At 46.0% G+C, this 18,955-nt stretch carries 19 protein-coding genes; 6 read left to right on the top strand and 13 right to left on the bottom strand.

Annotated elements, in window-relative coordinates:
• Positions 1-21 precede the first annotated feature (21 nt).
• The 5 genes from L5L97_RS02240 to L5L97_RS02220 form a co-directional block, all read right to left on the bottom strand.
• Positions 22-1,179 carry an acyl-CoA dehydrogenase family protein gene (locus L5L97_RS02240; RefSeq protein WP_219250200.1) on the bottom strand — a complete coding sequence of 386 codons (1,158 nt, stop codon included), beginning with the start codon at positions 1,177-1,179 and terminating at the stop codon, positions 22-24.
• A gap of 90 nt (positions 1,180-1,269) precedes the next feature.
• Entirely contained in the window at positions 1,270-2,769 is a 1,500-nt protein-coding gene (locus L5L97_RS02235) for a CoA-acylating methylmalonate-semialdehyde dehydrogenase (protein WP_011919010.1), read from the bottom strand.
• 132 nt (positions 2,770-2,901) lie between these two features.
• Entirely contained in the window at positions 2,902-4,092 is a 1,191-nt protein-coding gene (locus L5L97_RS02230; RefSeq protein WP_263180984.1) for a thiolase family protein, read from the bottom strand.
• A 279-nt stretch (positions 4,093-4,371) separates the two neighbouring features.
• Complete coding sequence (gene metA / locus L5L97_RS02225) at positions 4,372-5,313, bottom strand: homoserine O-acetyltransferase MetA (protein ID WP_028760567.1); 942 nt, start codon at positions 5,311-5,313, stop codon at positions 4,372-4,374.
• 70 nt (positions 5,314-5,383) lie between these two features.
• Complete coding sequence (locus tag L5L97_RS02220) at positions 5,384-5,803, bottom strand: YbaY family lipoprotein (RefSeq protein WP_105249705.1); 420 nt, start codon at positions 5,801-5,803, stop codon at positions 5,384-5,386.
• 117 nt (positions 5,804-5,920) lie between these two features.
• Here L5L97_RS02220 and L5L97_RS02215 point away from each other — a divergent pair, with 117 nt between their 5' ends.
• Complete coding sequence (locus tag L5L97_RS02215; protein WP_131523783.1) at positions 5,921-6,664, top strand: SDR family NAD(P)-dependent oxidoreductase; 744 nt, start codon at positions 5,921-5,923, stop codon at positions 6,662-6,664.
• A gap of 99 nt (positions 6,665-6,763) precedes the next feature.
• On the opposite strand, the gene ompW is transcribed toward L5L97_RS02215, so the two are convergent.
• The 8 genes from ompW to phhA form a co-directional block, all read right to left on the bottom strand.
• On the bottom strand, positions 6,764-7,411 hold the full coding sequence (gene ompW / locus L5L97_RS02210; RefSeq protein ID WP_263180983.1) for an outer membrane protein OmpW: 648 nt from the start codon (positions 7,409-7,411) through the stop codon (positions 6,764-6,766).
• A gap of 476 nt (positions 7,412-7,887) precedes the next feature.
• On the bottom strand, positions 7,888-8,544 hold the full coding sequence (locus L5L97_RS02205) for a nucleotidyltransferase family protein (RefSeq protein ID WP_263181014.1): 657 nt from the start codon (positions 8,542-8,544) through the stop codon (positions 7,888-7,890).
• 88 nt (positions 8,545-8,632) lie between these two features.
• Positions 8,633-8,923, bottom strand: coding sequence for a hypothetical protein (locus L5L97_RS02200; protein ID WP_212600045.1), 291 nt, complete (start codon positions 8,921-8,923; stop codon positions 8,633-8,635).
• An 86-nt stretch (positions 8,924-9,009) separates the two neighbouring features.
• Complete coding sequence (maiA, locus tag L5L97_RS02195; RefSeq protein ID WP_263138119.1) at positions 9,010-9,660, bottom strand: maleylacetoacetate isomerase; 651 nt, start codon at positions 9,658-9,660, stop codon at positions 9,010-9,012.
• A gap of 87 nt (positions 9,661-9,747) precedes the next feature.
• A complete protein-coding gene (locus tag L5L97_RS02190) occupies positions 9,748-10,734 on the bottom strand; it encodes a fumarylacetoacetate hydrolase family protein (RefSeq protein WP_028760574.1) in 987 nt (328 codons plus the stop codon).
• Positions 10,735-11,118: 384 nt separating this feature from the next.
• Positions 11,119-12,657 (bottom strand): transcriptional regulator TyrR, encoded by a 1,539-nt coding sequence (gene tyrR / locus L5L97_RS02185; RefSeq protein ID WP_113938940.1) that lies wholly within the window; start codon positions 12,655-12,657, stop codon positions 11,119-11,121.
• Positions 12,658-12,925: 268 nt separating this feature from the next.
• Positions 12,926-13,264, bottom strand: a complete 339-nt coding sequence (locus L5L97_RS02180) for a 4a-hydroxytetrahydrobiopterin dehydratase (protein ID WP_028760576.1) — start codon at positions 13,262-13,264, stop codon at positions 12,926-12,928.
• Positions 13,265-13,395: 131 nt separating this feature from the next.
• Complete coding sequence (gene phhA, locus L5L97_RS02175) at positions 13,396-14,196, bottom strand: phenylalanine 4-monooxygenase (RefSeq protein ID WP_219250194.1); 801 nt, start codon at positions 14,194-14,196, stop codon at positions 13,396-13,398.
• Between the two features lie 321 nt (positions 14,197-14,517).
• On the opposite strand from phhA, the gene galU reads away from it, so the two are divergent.
• From galU to L5L97_RS02150, 5 genes are all read left to right on the top strand, one after another.
• A complete protein-coding gene (gene galU / locus L5L97_RS02170) occupies positions 14,518-15,426 on the top strand; it encodes a UTP--glucose-1-phosphate uridylyltransferase GalU (protein ID WP_028760578.1) in 909 nt (302 codons plus the stop codon).
• On the top strand, positions 15,426-16,439 hold the full coding sequence (gene galE / locus L5L97_RS02165) for a UDP-glucose 4-epimerase GalE (protein WP_263180982.1): 1,014 nt from the start codon (positions 15,426-15,428) through the stop codon (positions 16,437-16,439). Before galU ends, galE begins: the two co-directional genes overlap by 1 nt.
• A 92-nt stretch (positions 16,440-16,531) precedes the next feature.
• A complete protein-coding gene (gene napF, locus L5L97_RS02160) occupies positions 16,532-17,014 on the top strand; it encodes a ferredoxin-type protein NapF (protein ID WP_263138116.1) in 483 nt (160 codons plus the stop codon).
• Positions 17,015-17,126: 112 nt separating this feature from the next.
• Positions 17,127-17,576, top strand: a complete 450-nt coding sequence (locus L5L97_RS02155) for a polymer-forming cytoskeletal protein (protein ID WP_263160646.1) — start codon at positions 17,127-17,129, stop codon at positions 17,574-17,576.
• A 318-nt stretch (positions 17,577-17,894) separates the two neighbouring features.
• Positions 17,895-18,869: a LysR family transcriptional regulator gene (locus L5L97_RS02150; protein WP_113938944.1), complete on the top strand. Its 975-nt coding sequence runs from the start codon at positions 17,895-17,897 to the stop codon at positions 18,867-18,869.
• Positions 18,870-18,955: the final 86 nt, after the last annotated feature.

The following is an 18,955-nucleotide window of genomic DNA, read 5'->3' as shown; positions in this document are numbered from 1 at the left end:
TCACGCATATTGCGAGTTGAATTACAGGATTTGTCCTGCATTTTCATCGAGTAAACGACGGGCGATAATTAAGCGCATAATTTCGTTAGTGCCTTCTAAAATCTGGTGTACACGCACATCACGGAAATGACGTTCCAGCGGGTACTCCCTTATATAACCATATCCACCATGAATTTGCAGCGCCGCATCGCAGACTTGAAAACCCACATCGGTGGCAAAGCGTTTCGCCATAGCGCAATAAGCCGTGGCCTCAGAATCGCCACTATCGAGTTTAAAGGCCGCAAGGCGCACCATTTGGCGGGCAGCCACTAACTCGGTTGCCATATCGGCAAGTTTAAATTGCAGCGCTTGGAAAGCCGCCAAAGGTTTACCAAATTGCTGACGCTCATTCATATACTGAGTTGCGCGCTCTAAAGCCGACTGCGCCGTCCCTACAGAACAGGTGGCTATATTGATGCGACCACCGTCTAAGCCTTTCATCGCGAAAGCAAAACCTTGGCCTTCTTCACCGAGCAAATTCGCCACTGGCACGCGCACGTTTTCAAAGGTGATTTGACGGGTCGGCTGGGCATTCCAGCCCATTTTATCTTCAGCTTTACCGTAGATAACACCAGCGGCATCCGCCGGAATCGCAATGGCCGAGATCCCCTTAGGGCCAGCTTGACCTGTACGGCACATCACGACTAAAAGCTCAGTTGCGCCCGCACCCGAGATAAACATTTTCGAGCCTGAAATCACATATTCATCGCCGTCGCGCACCGCTTTAGTTTGCAAAGATGCAGCGTCCGAACCCGCGCCCGGCTCAGTCAAACAGTATGACGCTAACATCTGCCCAGTGGTTAACGGCTCAGACCAAGTCTGACGCAGGGTTTCAGTGCCCCAAGTCGTCACCATCCAAGTCGCCATATTGTGAATGGTCAGCATGGCCGTGGTCGCGGTGCAGCCCTTGGCAAGTTCTTCAAAAATAATCGAGGCATCGAGGCGCGATAAGCCCATGCCACCTTCGGATTCTGGCGAATACAGAGAGCAAAAACCTAGCTCACCGGCTTTTTGGATCACGTCTTTGGGGAAATGATGTTCTTCATCCCACTTGGCGGCGAACGGGGTTAATTCTTCCGCGGCAAACTGGCGCGCAAGATCGGCAAACTGGCGTTGGTCATCGTTGAAATTAAAATCCATTGGGCTCTCCTATGACTCTATGGTCACTTTTTTATTGAATAAATTGGGCGCCATAAAGACGCCGCGGTTTATAACCGAGCTTAGCGTAGGTTAGCGTAGGTTAATGCTCATATTTGGCGTTGAAGCTACGGCAATATCAGACTCAAACCAGCGGGAAGTGATGGTCTTGGTCTCGGTATAGAAACGCACCGCTTGCTTGCCATAAGCATGTTGATCGCCGTAGAAACTGCCCTTCCAACCCGTAAATGAGAAGAAAGGTAATGGCACAGGAATAGGCACGTTAATCCCCACTTGGCCGACTTCGATTTCATGTTGATATTTACGGGCCGCCGCGCCGCTAGCGGTAAAGATAGAAGTGCCGTTGCCATAAGGGCTGGCGTTAACTAATTCGATGGCGGCTTCTAAGGAGTCTGATTCCATGCAGCACAGTACTGGGCCGAAGATTTCTTCCTTGTAGATGCTCATCTCAGTGGTGACTTTATCGAACATGGTTGGGCCAATCCAGTTGCCGGACTCGTAACCTTCCACGGTAAAATCGCTGCCATCGAGTAAACACTCGGCGCCTTCGGCTTTACCTTGGGCGATAAGTTTAAGCACCCGCGCCTTAGCTGCAGGGCTGATAACTGGACCATAACCCGCTTCTTTATCGTCCCATAAACCTGGGCGAACTTTGGCTAAGGCTTCTTTTAATTCTGGGATCCACTCTTTAGCGGCGCCAACAAACACAGCAACCGAAATCGCCATACAACGCTGACCCGCCGCGCCCACAGAAGCGCCGACTAAGTTGTTGATCACTTGCTGTTTGTTTGCATCTGGCATGATAACGCAGTGGTTTTTCGCGCCCGCAAAGGCTTGCACGCGTTTTAAATTATCGGTACCCGTTTTATAAATATATTGACCCACAGCCACAGAACCGACAAAGGAAATTGCTTTAATCGCAGGGTCTGCCAGCAGGATATCTACGGCTGTTTTATCGCCATGCACTAATTGCAATACGCCCTTAGGTGCGCCCGCCTCAACAAACAGCTCAACCAGACGCTGCGGCGTCATAGGATCTTGTTCTGAAGGCTTTAAAATGAAAGTGTTACCGCAGGCAATCGCCAATGGGAACATCCATAACGGGATCATCGCAGGGAAGTTAAATGGCGTAATACCGGCACACACACCGAGCGGTTGAGTGTAGCTATAAGTGTCAATTGAACGCGCGACGTTCTCGACGGTTTCACCCATCAATAATGACGCCACGTTACAGGCGTGTTCAGCGACTTCGATACCGCGCCACACATCGCCCTTGGCATCTTCAAAGGTTTTACCGGTTTCCTTTGCGAGAATGGTCGCCAATTCGTCGTGATGTTCTTTTAGCAGATGTTGATAACGCAACATGACGCGCGCGCGTTCAGACACTGGCACTTCTTTCCAGGTTTTAAAGGCCGCTTTGGCGCTAGCAATCGCAGCGTGAACTTCTTCGCTAGTGGCAGCATTAATCACAGCAATCGGCGAGTTATTCGCGGGATTGGTGACAATAATCTGTGATGTGCCCGTACCTTGGATAAACTCGCCGTCAATGTAATGCTTTACTTGTGTGGTCATGTTGCAATCCTTTCCTTGTAGAGTGATGGACTGGCGGTGCGATATTATGATTATCCTCAAGGGAAGTGATTGCCCTTGCCAGCCCCGTCTTGTTGATTTAACTAAAACCTGATTTGACAAAAACCTTTGCGATTAGACCTCAATCGCCATCGCTGTTGCTTCACCACCGCCGATACACAGCGAGGCAACACCGCGTTTAAGGCCGCGGGCTTTTAATGCATGGATTAAGGTCACCAGCAAACGAGAACCCGAGCAACCAATAGGATGACCTAAAGCGCAGGCGCCGCCATTGACGTTAACTTTAGCCACATCTAAACCGAGCTCAGACACGGCAAGCATAGTCACCATGGCGAAGGCTTCGTTGATTTCGAATAAATCAACTTCATCCGTTGACCAACCGACATTGGCCAGTAATTTCGCCATAGCGCCGACAGGTGCAGTGGTAAAGAGTGAAGGCTCTTGGGCGTGGGTCGTGTGGCCTTTAATGGTGGCTAATACAGTTAAGCCTAAACGCTCAGCTTCGCCACGCGAGGTCAGCATCAATGCCGCTGCGCCATCGGAAATAGAGCTAGAGTTAGCTGCTGTGATAGTGCCATCTTTGGTAAAGGCTGGGCGCAGCGTAGGAATTTTTTCAGGGCGGGCATTACCGGGTTGCTCGTCGGTATCGATAGTCACATCACCACGACGATCGCTGACAGTAACTGGGGTAATTTCGGCTTTAAAGGCACCCGAGTTAATCGCGGCATTGGCTTTTTCGAGCGAACTTAGCGCAAAGGCGTCCATCTGCTCACGAGTGATCCCAAATTCATCGGCGGTTTTCTGGGCAAACGTTCCCATGGCGCCGCCAGTATAAGCATCCTCAAGACCATCTAAAAACATGTGATCTAACACTTTGCCGTGGCCCATGCGCATGCCGCCGCGAGCTTTATCCAAAAGATACGGCGCTTGGCTCATACTTTCCATACCGCCAGCGATCACGACTTTTGCACTGCCCGCTTTAATCAAATCGTGGGCTAACATTACCGTCTTCATGCCTGAGCCACAGACTTTGTTCACTGTGGTCGCACCAACGGATAAGGGTAATCCCGCACCTAAAGTGGCTTGACGTGCAGGCGCTTGACCTAAACCAGCGGGTAATACGCAGCCCATCAAGACTTCATCAACATGCTCACCCGCTAATTGAGTCTCCGCCAATAAGCCCTTAATGGCTGTCGCGGCTAAAGTCGGTGATGCAACAGATGACAAACTGCCTTGAAAGCCACCCATCGGGGTGCGTTTAGCGGCAACAATAACAATATCTTGATTTAACGCTTCAGTACTCATGCAGGCTCCAACCCAAATTGACCACAAGGCCTAGTGCTAGCCTTGGGACGTTTAATAAAATCGACAATAAAACCACTCTGACGTTTACGCGAACGTAAAGCAAGCGTTCCTTGGTCTAATATGTCGATTTTATCGGGTAAAAATTGTCAGTAAGGATTTACAGCGAGGCAGGGATTAAGCACAGTCAAGCGTGGACAACAGAATCGAAGGGAGAGATAAATTAAGAGCTTTTGGGTATCAGCTTAGGTCACATCCATGTGACCACATCACCATAAAAGGCTAGCGCGATTCCCACGGCGTCATCGCCGTCATATCACTTAAGTCATAAGGCGTTAACTGGTAAACGTAATAATTGAGCCAATTACTGACCAACAAACTACCGTGGCTGTGCCAGCGGGCAATGGCTTCGGCTTCTGGATTATTATTTCGATAATAGTTTTGTGGCACATTTGGCGTTAAGCCTTGGGCTAAATCCCTATGGTATTCATCGTTTAAGGTCGATTTTTGATATTCAGGGTGCCCCATTACAAACAAGTTACGGTTATTGCGACTTAATACCAAATAGGCCCCGGCCTCATCGGACTGCGCTAACACTTGCAGCTGCGGGTGTTGCCTAATTTCTTCCACATCCATCTCGGCAAAACGCGAATGGGGTGCAAAGAACTCATCATCAAAACCACGTAACAGTGGGAAATGCTGACAAGTGCGCCTATGTACAAATACGCCAGAACGCTTCTGTTGCAATATTTTTCGATTTAAACCATAGAGATGATACAAGCCCGCATGAGCTGCCCAGCATAAAAACAACACTGAGGTGACATGCTCTTGGGACCAGTCGATGATTTCACGGATATGATCCCAATAAACCACATCTTCGAAATCGATTTGCCCAAGCGGCGCGCCCGTGATGATAAGACCGTCGTAATTTTTATGGCGCACGGCTTCAAAATCACGGTAAAAAGTATTCATGTGGTCGATGGAAGTATGCTTGGACTCTTTGTCGTGAATGCGCAGTAAATCCACATCGACTTGTAAAGGCGTGTTGCCCAGTAAACGCAGTAACTGGGTTTCTGTCTCGATTTTGTTCGGCATCAAGTTCAAAATCAGCACCTTCATCGGCCTGATATCTTGATTCGCCGCCCGCGTCTCGGACATAACGAAAATATTTTCTGACTCTAACACCCCTGCTGCGGGCAGATGATCTGGAATTCTAACCGGCATACCGCGCCTCTTCTGTTCGTAAATACTAACGGATTCGGCGCGTATGTCAGCTCACTTTTGAGCGAGCTAACTAGCCACCGACTTTCTCTAGCAGTATCGTCATTGGCTCAGTGGAATTGAGATCAATGTGATAGGCTTGAGTATTAATAAACAATAACTTATCACCCAACATAATCCGGGCACCTATGGCATAAGTGTGACCGGGTTGGAACTGATCGCTACCAATCGCAAAACTGAATGGCGCGGGTGTCACAGCACCTTGTTGCACGCGCTCCGCCATCACTATGGCTGGCACATCCATTTTTGAGACATCAAGCAGTTGCACTATGACCTTAGCATCGGCAGGTAAGGCTATCCGTTCGCGATATAAGGTCTCGCCTTTTATCTCAACGATAGCATTAGGTGTCGCACAACCCGATAACACCCCCATTACGGCCATTAATGCTAAGGCTGTTAATCTCAACGCGCTTAAACGCAACCATTTGTTCATTTTGTTTCTCCTAATCATACATAAAGACTTCTAGATGTCCATACGCCCAAGCTATAAATCTTGTCTTGGTGAACATAACTTTCTATCATAAGCCACCATTTCGTTGCCGAAAAATCTATGACCCAAGCAACTGCAATCATTGTGGGAGCTAGCTCACAATTAAGTCGTGAACTTGCAAAGCAATTGGCAGATCAACAGGTTGAATTAGTCCTATTCGCCCAAGATCCAGAATCACTGCGCGATTTTGCCTTATCCTTGCCAACAAAAGTACAAGTTTTTGCACTTCAAATTGAACAACCTCAAGCCATCATCAACCAACTTGAATCAGTCTGGCAAAGTCTTGGCGGCGCACACTTAGTCTTAGTCAATACAGGTCTCAATAGCTATGACCCCGAGTTGCCTTGGCTACCGGAGCAAGACATTATCGATGTCAATGTGCGAGGTTTTGCTGCCATCTGCAATACGGCATTTAGACTATTTCGCGAGCAAGGTTATGGACAACTGGCGGCAATCAACTCGATTGCGGGCCTGCGCGGCGGGCCGAGTGTGGCCTATCACGCCTCAAAAGCCTTTGGGCAAAATTACCTTGAGGGCTTAAGTATGCATGCTCAGCGCCTTAAGTTACCGATTACGATTACCGATATCCAACTTGGTTTGCTCGATAAAGCCGCTATGCAGCAAAGTGCGATGTGGCTTGCACCATTGCCACAAGTCGCAGCGCAAATCATCAAGGCGATGAAACAAGGCAAACGCCGCGTCTATGTGACCAAACGCTGGCGCCTCGTCGCTTGGCTTACTGTGTTATTACCCGAATTTATCTATAACACTCGCCACTGGAAAGCTAAAAAGCCCAAGCGCTAAATCGGCTTAGCCTAAGTGGAACAGAACATAGCGCAATAAAAAGTGCAGAAACGAAAAAGGAGCCTAAGGCTCCTTTTTTACGCTTTTCTAATCAGTGGATTAGAAAGTGTAACCCACGCTGACCATATAAACCCATGGGTTGATATCAGTGTCGATAACCACAGTGTCGCCCGCTAATTTAAACTTCACGTCACTGCTAATTTGTGCGTACCACACTGAAGCGTTCACTAACCAGTTTTTGTTAACCTGATAGTCAACACCTGCTTGTGCCGCTAAGCCCCACGAAGTGCTCATGCTCAAGTCAGTTAACGCACCATTTAAATCGTTGGTGAACTCATTGTCGAAGAAATTAGTATAGTTAACACCGACACCCACGTATGGACGTAATTTAGATTGCGCATCACCAAAGTAGTACTGCGCCACTAAAGTGGGTGGTAAATGTTTAGTTTCAGCAATCTTACCTACGCCAGCCAAAGAAACATCGTGGCTAAAAGGTGTGGCAGCTAATAACTCAACCCCAAAGTTATCTGTCAGCATGTAGCCAAAGTTTAAACCCACTTGAGTGTTATTGCTGATTTGGAACTCGCCGTTACCCGCAACATCATCACTTGATTCATTTGGCGCAACAACCACAGCACCCGCACGAACGATAATGTCACCCGCTTGGTGAGCCGATACAGAGGCAGAAAAACCAGCGGCTAAAAGGGTGGCAACGACCAGTGTAGAAACAGTGTTTTTATTCATCATCATACTCCATATGTACAACATAGGTTTTTGTTTTGTATTACATCCTTAACAATTGACGCCTACACTGCCAGAGATATGCGGCTGATTTATTGATCCAAATCAAAGTGAGTGAGCAATACTCACTTATAGGTACTACACATGGGAGCTGAATCACGAAATTCAAACGTTTATTGATAATACCCCTTTGTTTTCTGTGAGCTAAGTGTTGTATTAGCCATCACTAATGACTACCTCAAGAGGTAGTGATCAATAACACCATAAACATTTTAGTAACAATGAAAAGCACTTAACTAAGAGGTTATTTGAACATTAATTTCAAATTATAGAGACGAGTTAAATGAGGATAAAAACAAAAAATGGACAAATAAAAAAGGCTTGAGGATGATACCTATCATGTTAGATAACTAGATTGCATGGAATGACAGTGTGAGGCGGTTAAGTCAGTTTTAGACTGAACGAATAAGAAAGTGAGAAGATTAGCTTGAATAACAACACGTAAGCAAAGGATAGCGAGTTAGCCAGCCCTTAGTCGCGACTCTGTGATGAAACACGGGTAATGATCGCTTTGGATTGGCGCTCAATTTGAGGGCAAACAGGGAGTTCAGCCCAAAGGGAATCACCAGCTCAATACCGTAATATGTGGAATGATGATCAGTCTCTGTATCTACCTGAGTATCTGTCTCAACATGAGATTTTAAACACACCCCAACCGCAGTTTCTAACTCTGGCCAATGTGCCATAGCATCAATACAAGATGTGTAAGCCATGTCTTGATTGCGACTATGCATGCGCGCCTGATTCTTAACCGACCAAGGTAACTCAGGGGCAAGCTGATGAAGATAGGCTTCAATCGCCAGATCCCGCTCAGGGCTAATATCTAAAGGGCAAAAATAGATCAGATCGATATCGTTCAGTGGACTCAACTCAAATTCGTGCAAACGATCCCAGACTAAATTACGGACAAATCCTGCCACCAGACACCACTGCGGCATTGAGTGTACTTTGGCGCATTGAAGCACGAGTTCAAGCGCCCTCACCCGCTCGCAGTCTTGAGCTATCCATTCGAGTAATTGATGCTCTAGCGCTGCTTCCCTCATTGCATCATTCATAACATTATTCGTAGCAACACTCATGACATTACCCCTAGCACCACTCATAACTTCATTCATAACAGTATCGCCCGCTTCAATATCAGATAAAAACACGGGAAAGACATTAGGCTTACTCCACTTCGCCATCGGTTTCTGAGCACTTTACGACCTCATGACAGAGTAGTGAAACAAGACTATAAATCGGTGCCATCACCGCAACACAAATCCAAAAACCATGTACATCTTTGTCTAGCAGATTAACGCTAACAATATAGATAGGCACGAACAGTAGCATCCATTTTATTATATTGAATTTGTACAGTATCGGCTTATCACAATGACAGCAGCGTCCTTCCTTAATCGGCACATCCTTAGCGCCGAGTTTACCTTTGCAATACGGACATTTTTTACTGAAAAGCATTTAAACTCCATCGCTGAGATTAGACTCTCAAAGCAAGCCTCATCATCCATTCTTTCTATTCGTAAAAACCGTATCCGCGCAATTCGTTACACCGCATCCGCTTGGCGCTCTGGCGCAGCATTGGCAAAGGCTTCAAGCTGATTACACTCGGCCCACACGCGCATGATATTGGGATAAGGCGTTAAATCCACATTAAAACGCTGGGCGTTATACACCTGCGGTACTAAACATAAGTCGGCTAATGTCACGGCATTCCCAAAGCAATAACGACCGCAATGCCGTGTTAACAAGGTTTCTAAGGCCGTAAAACCACTTGCGACCCAATGGTGATACCAAGTATTTTTGGCGGTGTCATCAGCACCTAAGGTTTGCGTTAAATACTGCAATACCCGCAAGTTGTTTAATGGATGGATCTCACAGGCGACCGTAAGTGCCATAGCGCGCACGTGGGCACGTTCAAGAGCCGATGCAGGCAGTAATGGCGACTGTGGATGTATCTCATCAAGATATTCGATAATCGCTAAAGATTGCGACAAGGCATCCACATCCAGCTCATCATCCACCACTAAGGTTGGCACTAACTCTAAAGGATTAAGCGCAATGTAGGCCGCTTTATGTTGCTCGCCGCCATCACGTACGAGATGTACTGAAAACTGTTCGGCTGAAATCCCCTTGAGATTAAGGGCAATTCGAACCCGATAGGCTGCACTGGAACGCCAATAACCGTAAAGTTTCATATTTTCATGTCCTTATAAAAGTCAGTATAAAAACGGGGCAATTAAGCCCCGTTAGTTTGAGTCGGTGTCGCCCTTTAAGGGAAAGCCTTAGGCTTTGTATTCAACCACTTTTTGATCGATAGAACCAAAAATGGTTACATCATTATCATCGAGCATTTCGATACGCACTGTGTCACCAAAACGCATAAATGGCGTAGTGGCTTTGCCTTCGGCAATCACTTCTAACATACGTTTTTCCGCTAAACAGCTCGAACCTGCGCTACGGTCATAGTTAGAAATAGTACCAGAGCCAATAATCGCGCCTGCGCCCAATGGACGGGTTTTTGCAACATGCGAAACTAACTGACTGAAATTGAAGGTCATATCAACGCCTGCATTCGGACGACCAAATAATTCACCATTTAAATAGGTGATCAGCGGTAAATGCACTTTCGAATCTTCCCAACGGACACCCAATTCATCCGGTGTCACAGCCACAGGCGAAAAACTGCTCGATGGTTTAGATTGGAAAAAACCAAAGCCTTTCGCCAACTCACCAGGGATCAAGTTACGCAATGACACATCGTTGACTAGCATCAACAATTTAATGTGCTTAGCTGCATTGTCAGTGCTCACGCCCATAGGCACATCATCGGTAATAACCGCAATTTCAGATTCGAAATCGATACCCCAGTCTTCACTCGCCAATGGGATATCCGCTTTAGGGGCAATAAAGCTGTCTGAGCCACCTTGATAAAACAACGGATCTGTCCAAAAGGTTTCTGGCATTTCTGCGCCACGGGCTTTACGGACTAACTCAACGTGATTCACATAAGCGCTACCATCGGCCCATTGGTAAGCACGCGGTAATGGCGACAAACACTTAGCTTCGTCGAACGCTTGCGCGTTATCTAACATGCCTTCATTTAACGCATCGTACAATTCTTGCAATTGCGGTCTCAGTAAATCCCAACCATCGAGTAATTGCTGCATAGTGTGGGCAATGGCAGGAACGGCAACCGTTTTAGTGAGATCGCGGCTGACTAACATCAACTGACCATCACGACGACCATTGTTATAACTTGCAAGTTTCATATTGGCTCCAGTGCTCTTCGGCTAGGTGTACAATTTTATTGTGCTGGAAAACGCGCGACGTCACCCAGCTTATATTCGGCGATTTAAATCGGACTTTTTGACTCATTAAGGGCATACACGTTACGCATTCCGCGCCAACGAGGCATGCTTTTTTACTTGTTTTAACGTATCTGTTGCGCGTAGAAATACCCGATGCAGCTCAAGATTCCTATAGCGTGACCAAAATCACATTTAGGTCAATTATTTCACATTTTGTAAACTAATCATTACGTTTATAACCTAGTTACCGCTTATCAATATCTCGGTAAGCAATATGCCTGAAAAGTCGGCAACTAAGTGGAACGATACTGTTACATTGACTGTGTCAACCCAACGAGACTCTAACTAACGGCGCTTGGCTATCTTGTATTCACGCAGTTTATTAGCAATAGCTGTGTGTGATACACCTAGCTTTTTCGCCAACTGGCGAGTGCTCGGGTAGGCCGGATATAATCGACGCAACAGACTCGCTTCAAACTGCTTCATTGCATCGTCGAGATTGCCCTCAAACTCATTATCAAAGTAACCAAAACCTTCGGCGTATGACGGCAATTTCAGCTGTTCTACCGTCAACTCGGCCGAGCCATCCCACATAGACACGGCTCTAAAGACCGCGTTTTTTAATTGGCGTACGTTACCTGGCCAAGCGTAGGTGAGCAAATGATCGCGGCACTGGGCCGAAATCCGCCGAACAGGGCTAGACAACTGTTGACTGTAATGTTCGAGGAACATTTCCGTCAGTGGAATGATATCGACTTTACGCTCACGTAATGACGGGATGTGATAACTCAGCACATGGATGCGATAGTACAAATCTTCCCTAAACTCGCCAGTTTGGCATAGTTCAGCTAAATTTTTCTGGGTCGAGCAAATAATTCGCACATCAGCACGCACTTCTTCATCGCCCCCTATGCGTCTAAAAGTGCCATCTTGCAATAGCCGTAGCAGCTTAACTTGAGCCGCCCTAGACATTTCCGCCACTTCATCGAGAAATACTGTGCCACCCTTAGCTTCTTCAAAAAAGCCTCGTTTGACGACTTTGCCCTGACTGACGTAACCGAATAATTCTTCTTCGGCAGCGCTGTCGGGCAGAGCGGCGCAGTTGATGGCGATAAAAGGTTTTTCACGGCGCATCCCCGCATCATGGCTAGCTCTGGCCATTAATTCTTTGCCAGTACCCGTTTCACCCGTGATCAACAAAGGTGCATCGAGCTGGGCCATACGCCGCGCTTGCTTAAGCACTTCCTTCATCTTGTCACTGCTGGCTAATACATTTTCAAAGCCAGTGGTTTGGTTCTGCAGCGCGTTAAACTGTTTTCCAACGCGCGCAGGGGATTTCAGCGACACCACAGCACCAACCAAGATGGTTTTTTCATCCTCATCGGGTAGGTAAATCGGCAGCATTTCCGCTAAATATTCGTTTGGACCGATTTGAACTCGCGCCGCTTGTGGCAATACTTGTGCTTCACTCAACCAACGGCTGAAGTTAAAACCTTGCACCCAATGATTAAGCGACTCTTCGAGCACTTCGTGCTCACCCATGCCGATATTGAGCAAGGCGGACTCATTAACGATACGGATACGTGCCTTGGCATCGATAGAAAAAACGGAGTCGGGTAAGGTTTTGAGCAGGGTTTTAAGGGCGTAATGTTCTTGCTCTGAGGGCATAAATGACACCGTACGCACATCGTGGACACTTTCCACTTTGCGGATCTGCGGCATCAAGGCACTCAAGGTTTCAAAACTGATTTCGGCAAATTGTAAGTACAGGAATCCTTGGTTACTGGCATCAATGGCAATTAAATTAATACCATAACGCTCTAACACGACTAAGATATCTTTGGCTAAACCAACACGATCCTGACAGCTGACTTCCAAGCGCATAATGACTGATATTCCCTTTTTTGATTTGAATTTTGGGGATAAACCGTGCAGAGCTATTTTTCGCCTTAGGCTTTACAACAAAAATAACGCTTGCTAGGCAAATCATTACCTTTGACGAAAACGTCAGCGATGAGGGGAAATAGCAGAGCCCGTATACGTTAGAAGGTTAAATTGAAAGTGGCAAGCCTAGTTTACAGTTGAATTGTAACAGGAAGAAAAAATCAGCATCATAAAACACATTAAGATGCTGATTAAATTGATTAAATAATTAACCTAGCAACTGGTCTGTCTTGGCGGCCATGATGAAGTCATTCTTATGTAGCCCCTTAATGGAGTGCGACCACCAAGTGACAGTCACTTTGCCCCATTCAGTGAAAATGCCTGGATGGTGGAATTCTTCTTCCGCTAAATCCGCCAGCTTATTCGTGAATACCATCGCCAGTTTAAAGTTTTTAAACTTGTAGACGCGCTCAAGCTGCATTACGCCGTCACGCACTTGCACGCCCCAGTCAGGGATCATACGAATAAGTTCTGCCAATTCTTCATCGGTCACTTTTGGTGCATCGGCTTGGCACGCTTCACATTTCATATTCGATAACGCAGTCATACATACTCCTGTTGGCAACATTGATAGGGATATTCAGTTGCACTTTACTCATTACTTATTAATTACTTAAATCACATTACTAAATTAGATGGCGGCTCAAATAACACATCAAACCATCCATCGAACCGAGACTAGCTCGCCTTGGCTTTGGGAGGATATTTAGGAGCAAATAAACCTAACTGACGTGCCTTAGTGACATAACTCATGATGTCCATTTTGGCAATTTCATCAAGCATATCAATGTGCTCAATCACATAATAAATCGGCTGCATAATATCAATGCGATATGGGGTTCGTAACACATTCAATAAATCAAAGGGCTGACGTTCTGGCACGTCACTTTCCATTGCATATAAAGTTTCACCAGGTGAGCTTAAAATACCGCCACCATAGATACACAAGGGGCCATCTTTAGGCTGTAGCAAGCCAAACTCAACCGTAAACCAGTATAAACGCGCTAAAAATACCCTTTCTTCTTTGCTGGCATTTAAACCTAATTGGCCATACATATGTGAAAAATTGGCAAATGAAGGGTTGGTGAGCAAAGGGCAGTGACCAAATATTTCATGAAAAATATCAGGCTCTTGCAGGTAATCAAACTCTTCCTTACGGCGAATGAATGTCGCCACAGGAAACTCTTTATTGGCCAGCAGTTCAAAGAAACGGCCGAAGGAAATCAGCGCAGGTACGGCTGCCGTTTTCCAGCCGGTGGTCGCTTGCAATACAGTATCAATTTCAGTAAGTTGCGGAATACGATCCTTTGGCATAGCCAAGGCATCTAGCCCTTGCAAATACTCCTTGCAGGCACGGCCAGGCAGGTTTATCGCTTGACGGGCATAAAGCTGGCTCCAAATCTCATGTTCTTCTTGCGGGTAGTTGATAAACCCTGTGTCATCAGCTCTGTGAGCGATGTACTCTGTTCCTTTCGTCATAGTCTTCACTTAGTGGCTAGCGCTCATGGAACCATAGTGATCTAAGCCTTTAAATTTGTTAACTCCCTCACACTTTATTCTTGCACCACTACTGTGACGTAAACGTAAAGCAAATATTACAAGGGTATTAAAAATGCCATGCAAGTGCACATCACCCATGCTGGATTAGATGCTCTGTGCTACCTTTGCTAAAACTTACGTCGACTTCACTGTAAAAATACTTAAATATCCTAAGTTTTCAGCGTTTCTAAATAGCTTTTCTGTGCAGGTCATTTACAATATTGGCCATTAACCGCATCTCCTTGACCTAAAAGGTTCGCAATGAAACAACATCAAATTCGTAAAGCCGTTATTCCTGTCGCAGGCCTAGGCACTCGTATGCTTCCAGCGACCAAAGCAATTCCAAAGGAAATGTTACCCGTTGTTGATAAGCCATTGATTCAATATGTAGTCAGTGAAGCTATCGCGGCTGGGATCAAAGAAATTGTACTCGTGACCCACGCCAGTAAAAACTCTATCGAAAACCATTTCGATACCAGTTTCGAATTAGAAGCCCAATTAGAACGCCGCGTTAAACGTCAGTTACTTGAAGCCGTACAATCTATTTGTCCTAAAGATGTAACAGTGATCAGCGTGCGCCAATCTCAAGCTAAAGGCTTAGGTCATGCGATTTTGTGTGCTAAATCTGTCGTCGGCGATGCACCATTTGCCGTATTGCTACCGGATGTGATCATAGATGAAGCCAGCTGTGACCTTCGTAGCGATAACTTAGCCGCTATGGTTGCCCTGTTTGATGAAACCCAAGTCGGTCAAATCATGGTGGAAGGCGTGCCACATAACGTCGTCAACCAATACGGTATTGCCGATGTGAATGGTCATGATTTACAACCGGGTGAATCTGAGCCATTAGTCGAACTGGTTGAGAAGCCAGCCGTGGATGAAGCGCCGTCCAACTTAGCCGTTGTAGGCCGTTATGTGTTACCTGCCAGCATTTGGCCACTACTGGCTAAAACCCCTGCGGGCGCAGGCGATGAAATTCAATTAACTGATGCGATTGCGATGTTAATGAAGCAAGAAACCGTAAATGCTTACTACATGGAAGGTAAGAGCCATGACTGTGGTAACAAGCAAGGTTATATGCGTGCTAACGTTGAATATGCCCTGCGCCACAGCGAAATCGGTGAAGATTTTGCGCACTATTTAAAAACCGTTGTAAAAGGAATTAAGTAATGACGATTTTAGTGACCGGTGGTGCTGGCTATATTGGCACCCACACAGTAGTAGAACTGCTCAATGCTGGTAATGATTTGATTGTATTGGACAACTTGTCTAATTCAAGCATAGAAGCCTTAAACCGAGTCGAGCGGATCACTGGTAAATCGGTTACTTTCTATCAAGGCGATATTCTCAATAAAGCGTTATTGCAGAAAGTGTTTAACGATCATGCTATTGATTCAGTTATCCACTTTGCAGGATTAAAAGCGGTGGGAGAATCCGTCGCAAAACCCCTGAAGTATTATGAGAATAACGTTACGGGTACGCTTATCCTTTGCCAAGTCATGGCAGAATTTAAGGTAAAAAATCTCGTATTCAGCTCATCGGCAACTGTGTATGGCGATCCCGCAAGTTTACCGATCACCGAAGACTTTCCCACAGGGGCAACAAACCCTTATGGTCAGTCTAAGTTGATGGTTGAACATATATTGGCAGATGTACACAATGCCGATCCGAGCTGGAATATCGCACGTCTGCGCTATTTTAATCCGGTTGGCGCCCATGCCAGTGGCTTAATCGGCGAAGATCCTAACGATATCCCTAACAACTTAATGCCCTTTATTGCGCAGGTTGCCGTGGGTAAACGCACCGCCTTAAGCGTGTTTGGTAATGATTATCCGACTCACGACGGTACTGGCGTGCGTGACTATATCCATGTCGTAGATTTAGCCAATGGCCATTTAAAAGCGCTTGCAAAATTGGCCACTAAACCTGGTCTAGTGACCTATAACTTAGGCACAGGCCAAGGATATAGTGTATTAGACATGGTTAAGGCCTTTGAAAAAGCCTGTGGTAACACCATTGCCTACCAAATTGCGCCACGTCGCCCAGGGGATATTGCCGCCTGCTACGCCGATCCAACCCACGCAAGGGAAGATCTTGGCTGGCAAGCGACTCATACCCTAGAAGATATGGCCAACAGTAGCTGGCATTGGCAATCAACCAATCCCAATGGTTATAACGGCTAATAACTTGAATGGCTTGTGGAAATCTCCCAAGCCATTTTTCTTTATCCCTCTAAATACCGTCGCTTTACATCATTAACCACCCGAGGAGCAACATGACTCAAAGTATTAATCACAGCCGTCGCAGCCTCTTTCGCCGGCGTAAAGATAATGCGATAAGGCCGCCTTGGGTACGTGATGATATCGAGTTCACCGATGTGTGTACCCGTTGTTCCGCCTGTCTTGAGGTTTGTGAAACTCACATTATCATCAAAGGTGATGGCGGATTTCCTGAAGTCTCCTTTAAGGACAATGAGTGCACATTTTGTACCCTGTGTGCTAAGGCTTGCCCTGAAAATATTTTCGATTTGACTCAAGCACCTTGGCAATACCAAGCCCATGTTCAAGAAAGCTGCTTAACCTTTCAAGGGATCTGGTGCCAAAGTTGTAAGGATGCCTGCGAACCAAGAGCCATCAGCTTTGTGCTCAGTATTGGTCAGGCTCCGAGCCCCAAAATAGACCTTGATCTTTGTACTGGATGCGGTGCCTGCGTAGCTCCTTGCCCTAGCAAAGCCATTGAGATAAAACGACCAACTTGATAGAAACACTGTAATTGCATTAACACATGCCGAGCTGTGCTTCTCCTGGATTTTAAGCTAGTATCGCGCCTCTGTTGAACTCAGTTAATCCCTTCTCGAATTAAGTTAATTTATGATGATGTTTGTAAAAAAACTGTTTTTCCCGCCTAAAAAAAGTACCTCTTTTAGCTTTATTGCTCGAGGCACTAAACTCACGGGAAATATCGAATTAACAGGCGACGTGCTTGTTGGCGGTGATATCCAAGGTCAGCTGCTTTCTGAGGCCAATATCACCATAGAACAAGGCGGTATAATTCAAGGTGAAGTAAAGTGCCATGAATTTATCGTCGATGGGCACTTCAAAGGCAGACTCATTTGTGAGCGTTTAGTGATCCAACGTAATGGTGTTGTCGACGGCGAAGTGGCAAGTACCTCAATGCAAATCCTTGAGGGTGGCCAATTTATCGGGATGCGGATTAAAGAAGATGCACCAACCATTTATTCCCATGCAATAGGCCATACCCCAACAGCAGATCCACTCAACTTACCGTCCGTGCAAAACGACGTCATAGAATCTCATTAATCCGAAATGCATCACTATCGTTTGCTCGCCGCCTTAGGTGAGCAGACTTTGACTCACTCTTTTAGCTCAATCATTCCTTATTGCTCGACGCTAAACATAGCGCCTACTCATCTAACTCTCCCCAACTCTCCCCTTTACAATGGTTAAATAATTGTTATTTTGCCGAGAGGGATCACAGTTAATCCGCATGCTGAATGTTAATCTTGGCAGTTAGTATCCATGATATTTGATCGCGGTGGTTCGGGTAATCGCAAGGACACAGAACTCCCCTAATAGCGCCGCAAAAACATTTAAGACTCATACAGGGCAAAATACAAAATGAGCAACTTATTACTAAAACAGATCTGTGAACTCGATGTTTTTACCTTGCTTGTATTTAAAAGTATTTTCGACACTGGGCACGCAAATAGCGCGGCCAAAGCGCTAGATGTTTCTGCACCCAAAATAAGCCGCTGCCTCAATGCATTACGCCTAACCTTTAACGATGAACTATTTTATCGTCGTCAACAGGGGCTTAAACCGACGCCTTTAGCAGAAAGTCTCTACGTTGCTATTTGCCAGTTTACTGAATCGGTTTATCACCTCGAACAATCTGCGATCCAGATACAAAATGCGGCCATCAATACCGACTTACCGCTGCATATCGCTGCTTGTAATGGCCTGCTAAGCTTTTTAGCGCCTCAGTTAAGTACTCCTGAACTTGCCCAAAAGCTAGGACAAATACGCTTACATAAATGGCAGGAAAATAGCGCTGAGTTGATCCACGCAGGTGCGCTTGATTTTGGGATTACGTTTGAAAGTGCTGAAAATAAAGAATTAAGTTACACCAAACTTGGCTCAATCAATGGCATTTATATCGTTGCAGCCAAGCAACACCCACTTTGGGACGTTGAGACGAATATTACCTTAGAGCAAATTTGTCGCCATCCGTTTCTATTTCAAGAACTCAAGGGCTTTAACAGTAAAATCGATCCCTTAGAATTATTTTGCCAGCGCCAAGGTATCTTACTGCCTACAGTAGAGAAAGTGATAGACAGGGAGGAATGGTATGCCCATCTATTAACCATGAAGAGTGTGGCTTTTTGTTCCAGCATTGATATGCACACAGTTAAACATATGCCCGGATTACATCTCGAGCGCCTTAGCGACACAGAGCTTAATAGACTCCACGAAACTATGATGGCGCCACATTATTATCTGATTGAGAAACCTGCAGTTCATCGGCGTTACAGCCAAAGCCAGTGTGATCTCGTCGTGCGCTCCTTACTTGCCGCACTCGAACCAGCACACTAATACAAAAATAGATTACACACTAAGTTCATCAACCTAGCTTACGTCATGGATGTTAAGTGGGTTAAGTGGGTTTACTGGGCTATGGC

Source organism: Shewanella sp. SM71 (assembly GCF_025653905.1).
Lineage (GTDB): Bacteria > Pseudomonadota > Gammaproteobacteria > Enterobacterales > Shewanellaceae > Shewanella > Shewanella oncorhynchi.
This window is presented reverse-complemented; position numbering and strand designations above follow the sequence as displayed.

What these genes read in the sequence shown, in the direction of transcription:
- napF (WP_263138116.1), top strand. Translation starts at nt 16,532, where the DNA reads ATGACTCAAAGTATTAATCACAGCCGTCGCAGCCTCTTTCGCCGGCGT.
- ompW (WP_263180983.1), bottom strand. Translation starts at nt 7,411, where the DNA reads ATGATGAATAAAAACACTGTTTCTACACTGGTCGTTGCCACCCTTTTA.
- L5L97_RS02190 (WP_028760574.1), bottom strand. Translation starts at nt 10,734, where the DNA reads ATGAAACTTGCAAGTTATAACAATGGTCGTCGTGATGGTCAGTTGATG.
- tyrR (WP_113938940.1), bottom strand. Translation starts at nt 12,657, where the DNA reads ATGCGCTTGGAAGTCAGCTGTCAGGATCGTGTTGGTTTAGCCAAAGAT.
- maiA (WP_263138119.1), bottom strand. Translation starts at nt 9,660, where the DNA reads ATGAAACTTTACGGTTATTGGCGTTCCAGTGCAGCCTATCGGGTTCGA.
- galE (WP_263180982.1), top strand. Translation starts at nt 15,426, where the DNA reads ATGACGATTTTAGTGACCGGTGGTGCTGGCTATATTGGCACCCACACA.
- L5L97_RS02235 (WP_011919010.1), bottom strand. Translation starts at nt 2,769, where the DNA reads ATGACCACACAAGTAAAGCATTACATTGACGGCGAGTTTATCCAAGGT.
- galU (WP_028760578.1), top strand. Translation starts at nt 14,518, where the DNA reads ATGAAACAACATCAAATTCGTAAAGCCGTTATTCCTGTCGCAGGCCTA.
- L5L97_RS02230 (WP_263180984.1), bottom strand. Translation starts at nt 4,092, where the DNA reads ATGAGTACTGAAGCGTTAAATCAAGATATTGTTATTGTTGCCGCTAAA.
- L5L97_RS02180 (WP_028760576.1), bottom strand. Translation starts at nt 13,264, where the DNA reads ATGACTGCGTTATCGAATATGAAATGTGAAGCGTGCCAAGCCGATGCA.
- L5L97_RS02200 (WP_212600045.1), bottom strand. Translation starts at nt 8,923, where the DNA reads ATGCTTTTCAGTAAAAAATGTCCGTATTGCAAAGGTAAACTCGGCGCT.
- L5L97_RS02215 (WP_131523783.1), top strand. Translation starts at nt 5,921, where the DNA reads ATGACCCAAGCAACTGCAATCATTGTGGGAGCTAGCTCACAATTAAGT.
- metA (WP_028760567.1), bottom strand. Translation starts at nt 5,313, where the DNA reads ATGCCGGTTAGAATTCCAGATCATCTGCCCGCAGCAGGGGTGTTAGAG.
- L5L97_RS02220 (WP_105249705.1), bottom strand. Translation starts at nt 5,803, where the DNA reads ATGAACAAATGGTTGCGTTTAAGCGCGTTGAGATTAACAGCCTTAGCA.
- L5L97_RS02150 (WP_113938944.1), top strand. Translation starts at nt 17,895, where the DNA reads ATGAGCAACTTATTACTAAAACAGATCTGTGAACTCGATGTTTTTACC.
- L5L97_RS02240 (WP_219250200.1), bottom strand. Translation starts at nt 1,179, where the DNA reads ATGGATTTTAATTTCAACGATGACCAACGCCAGTTTGCCGATCTTGCG.
- L5L97_RS02155 (WP_263160646.1), top strand. Translation starts at nt 17,127, where the DNA reads ATGATGATGTTTGTAAAAAAACTGTTTTTCCCGCCTAAAAAAAGTACC.
- L5L97_RS02205 (WP_263181014.1), bottom strand. Translation starts at nt 8,544, where the DNA reads ATGAGTGTTGCTACGAATAATGTTATGAATGATGCAATGAGGGAAGCA.
- phhA (WP_219250194.1), bottom strand. Translation starts at nt 14,196, where the DNA reads ATGACGAAAGGAACAGAGTACATCGCTCACAGAGCTGATGACACAGGG.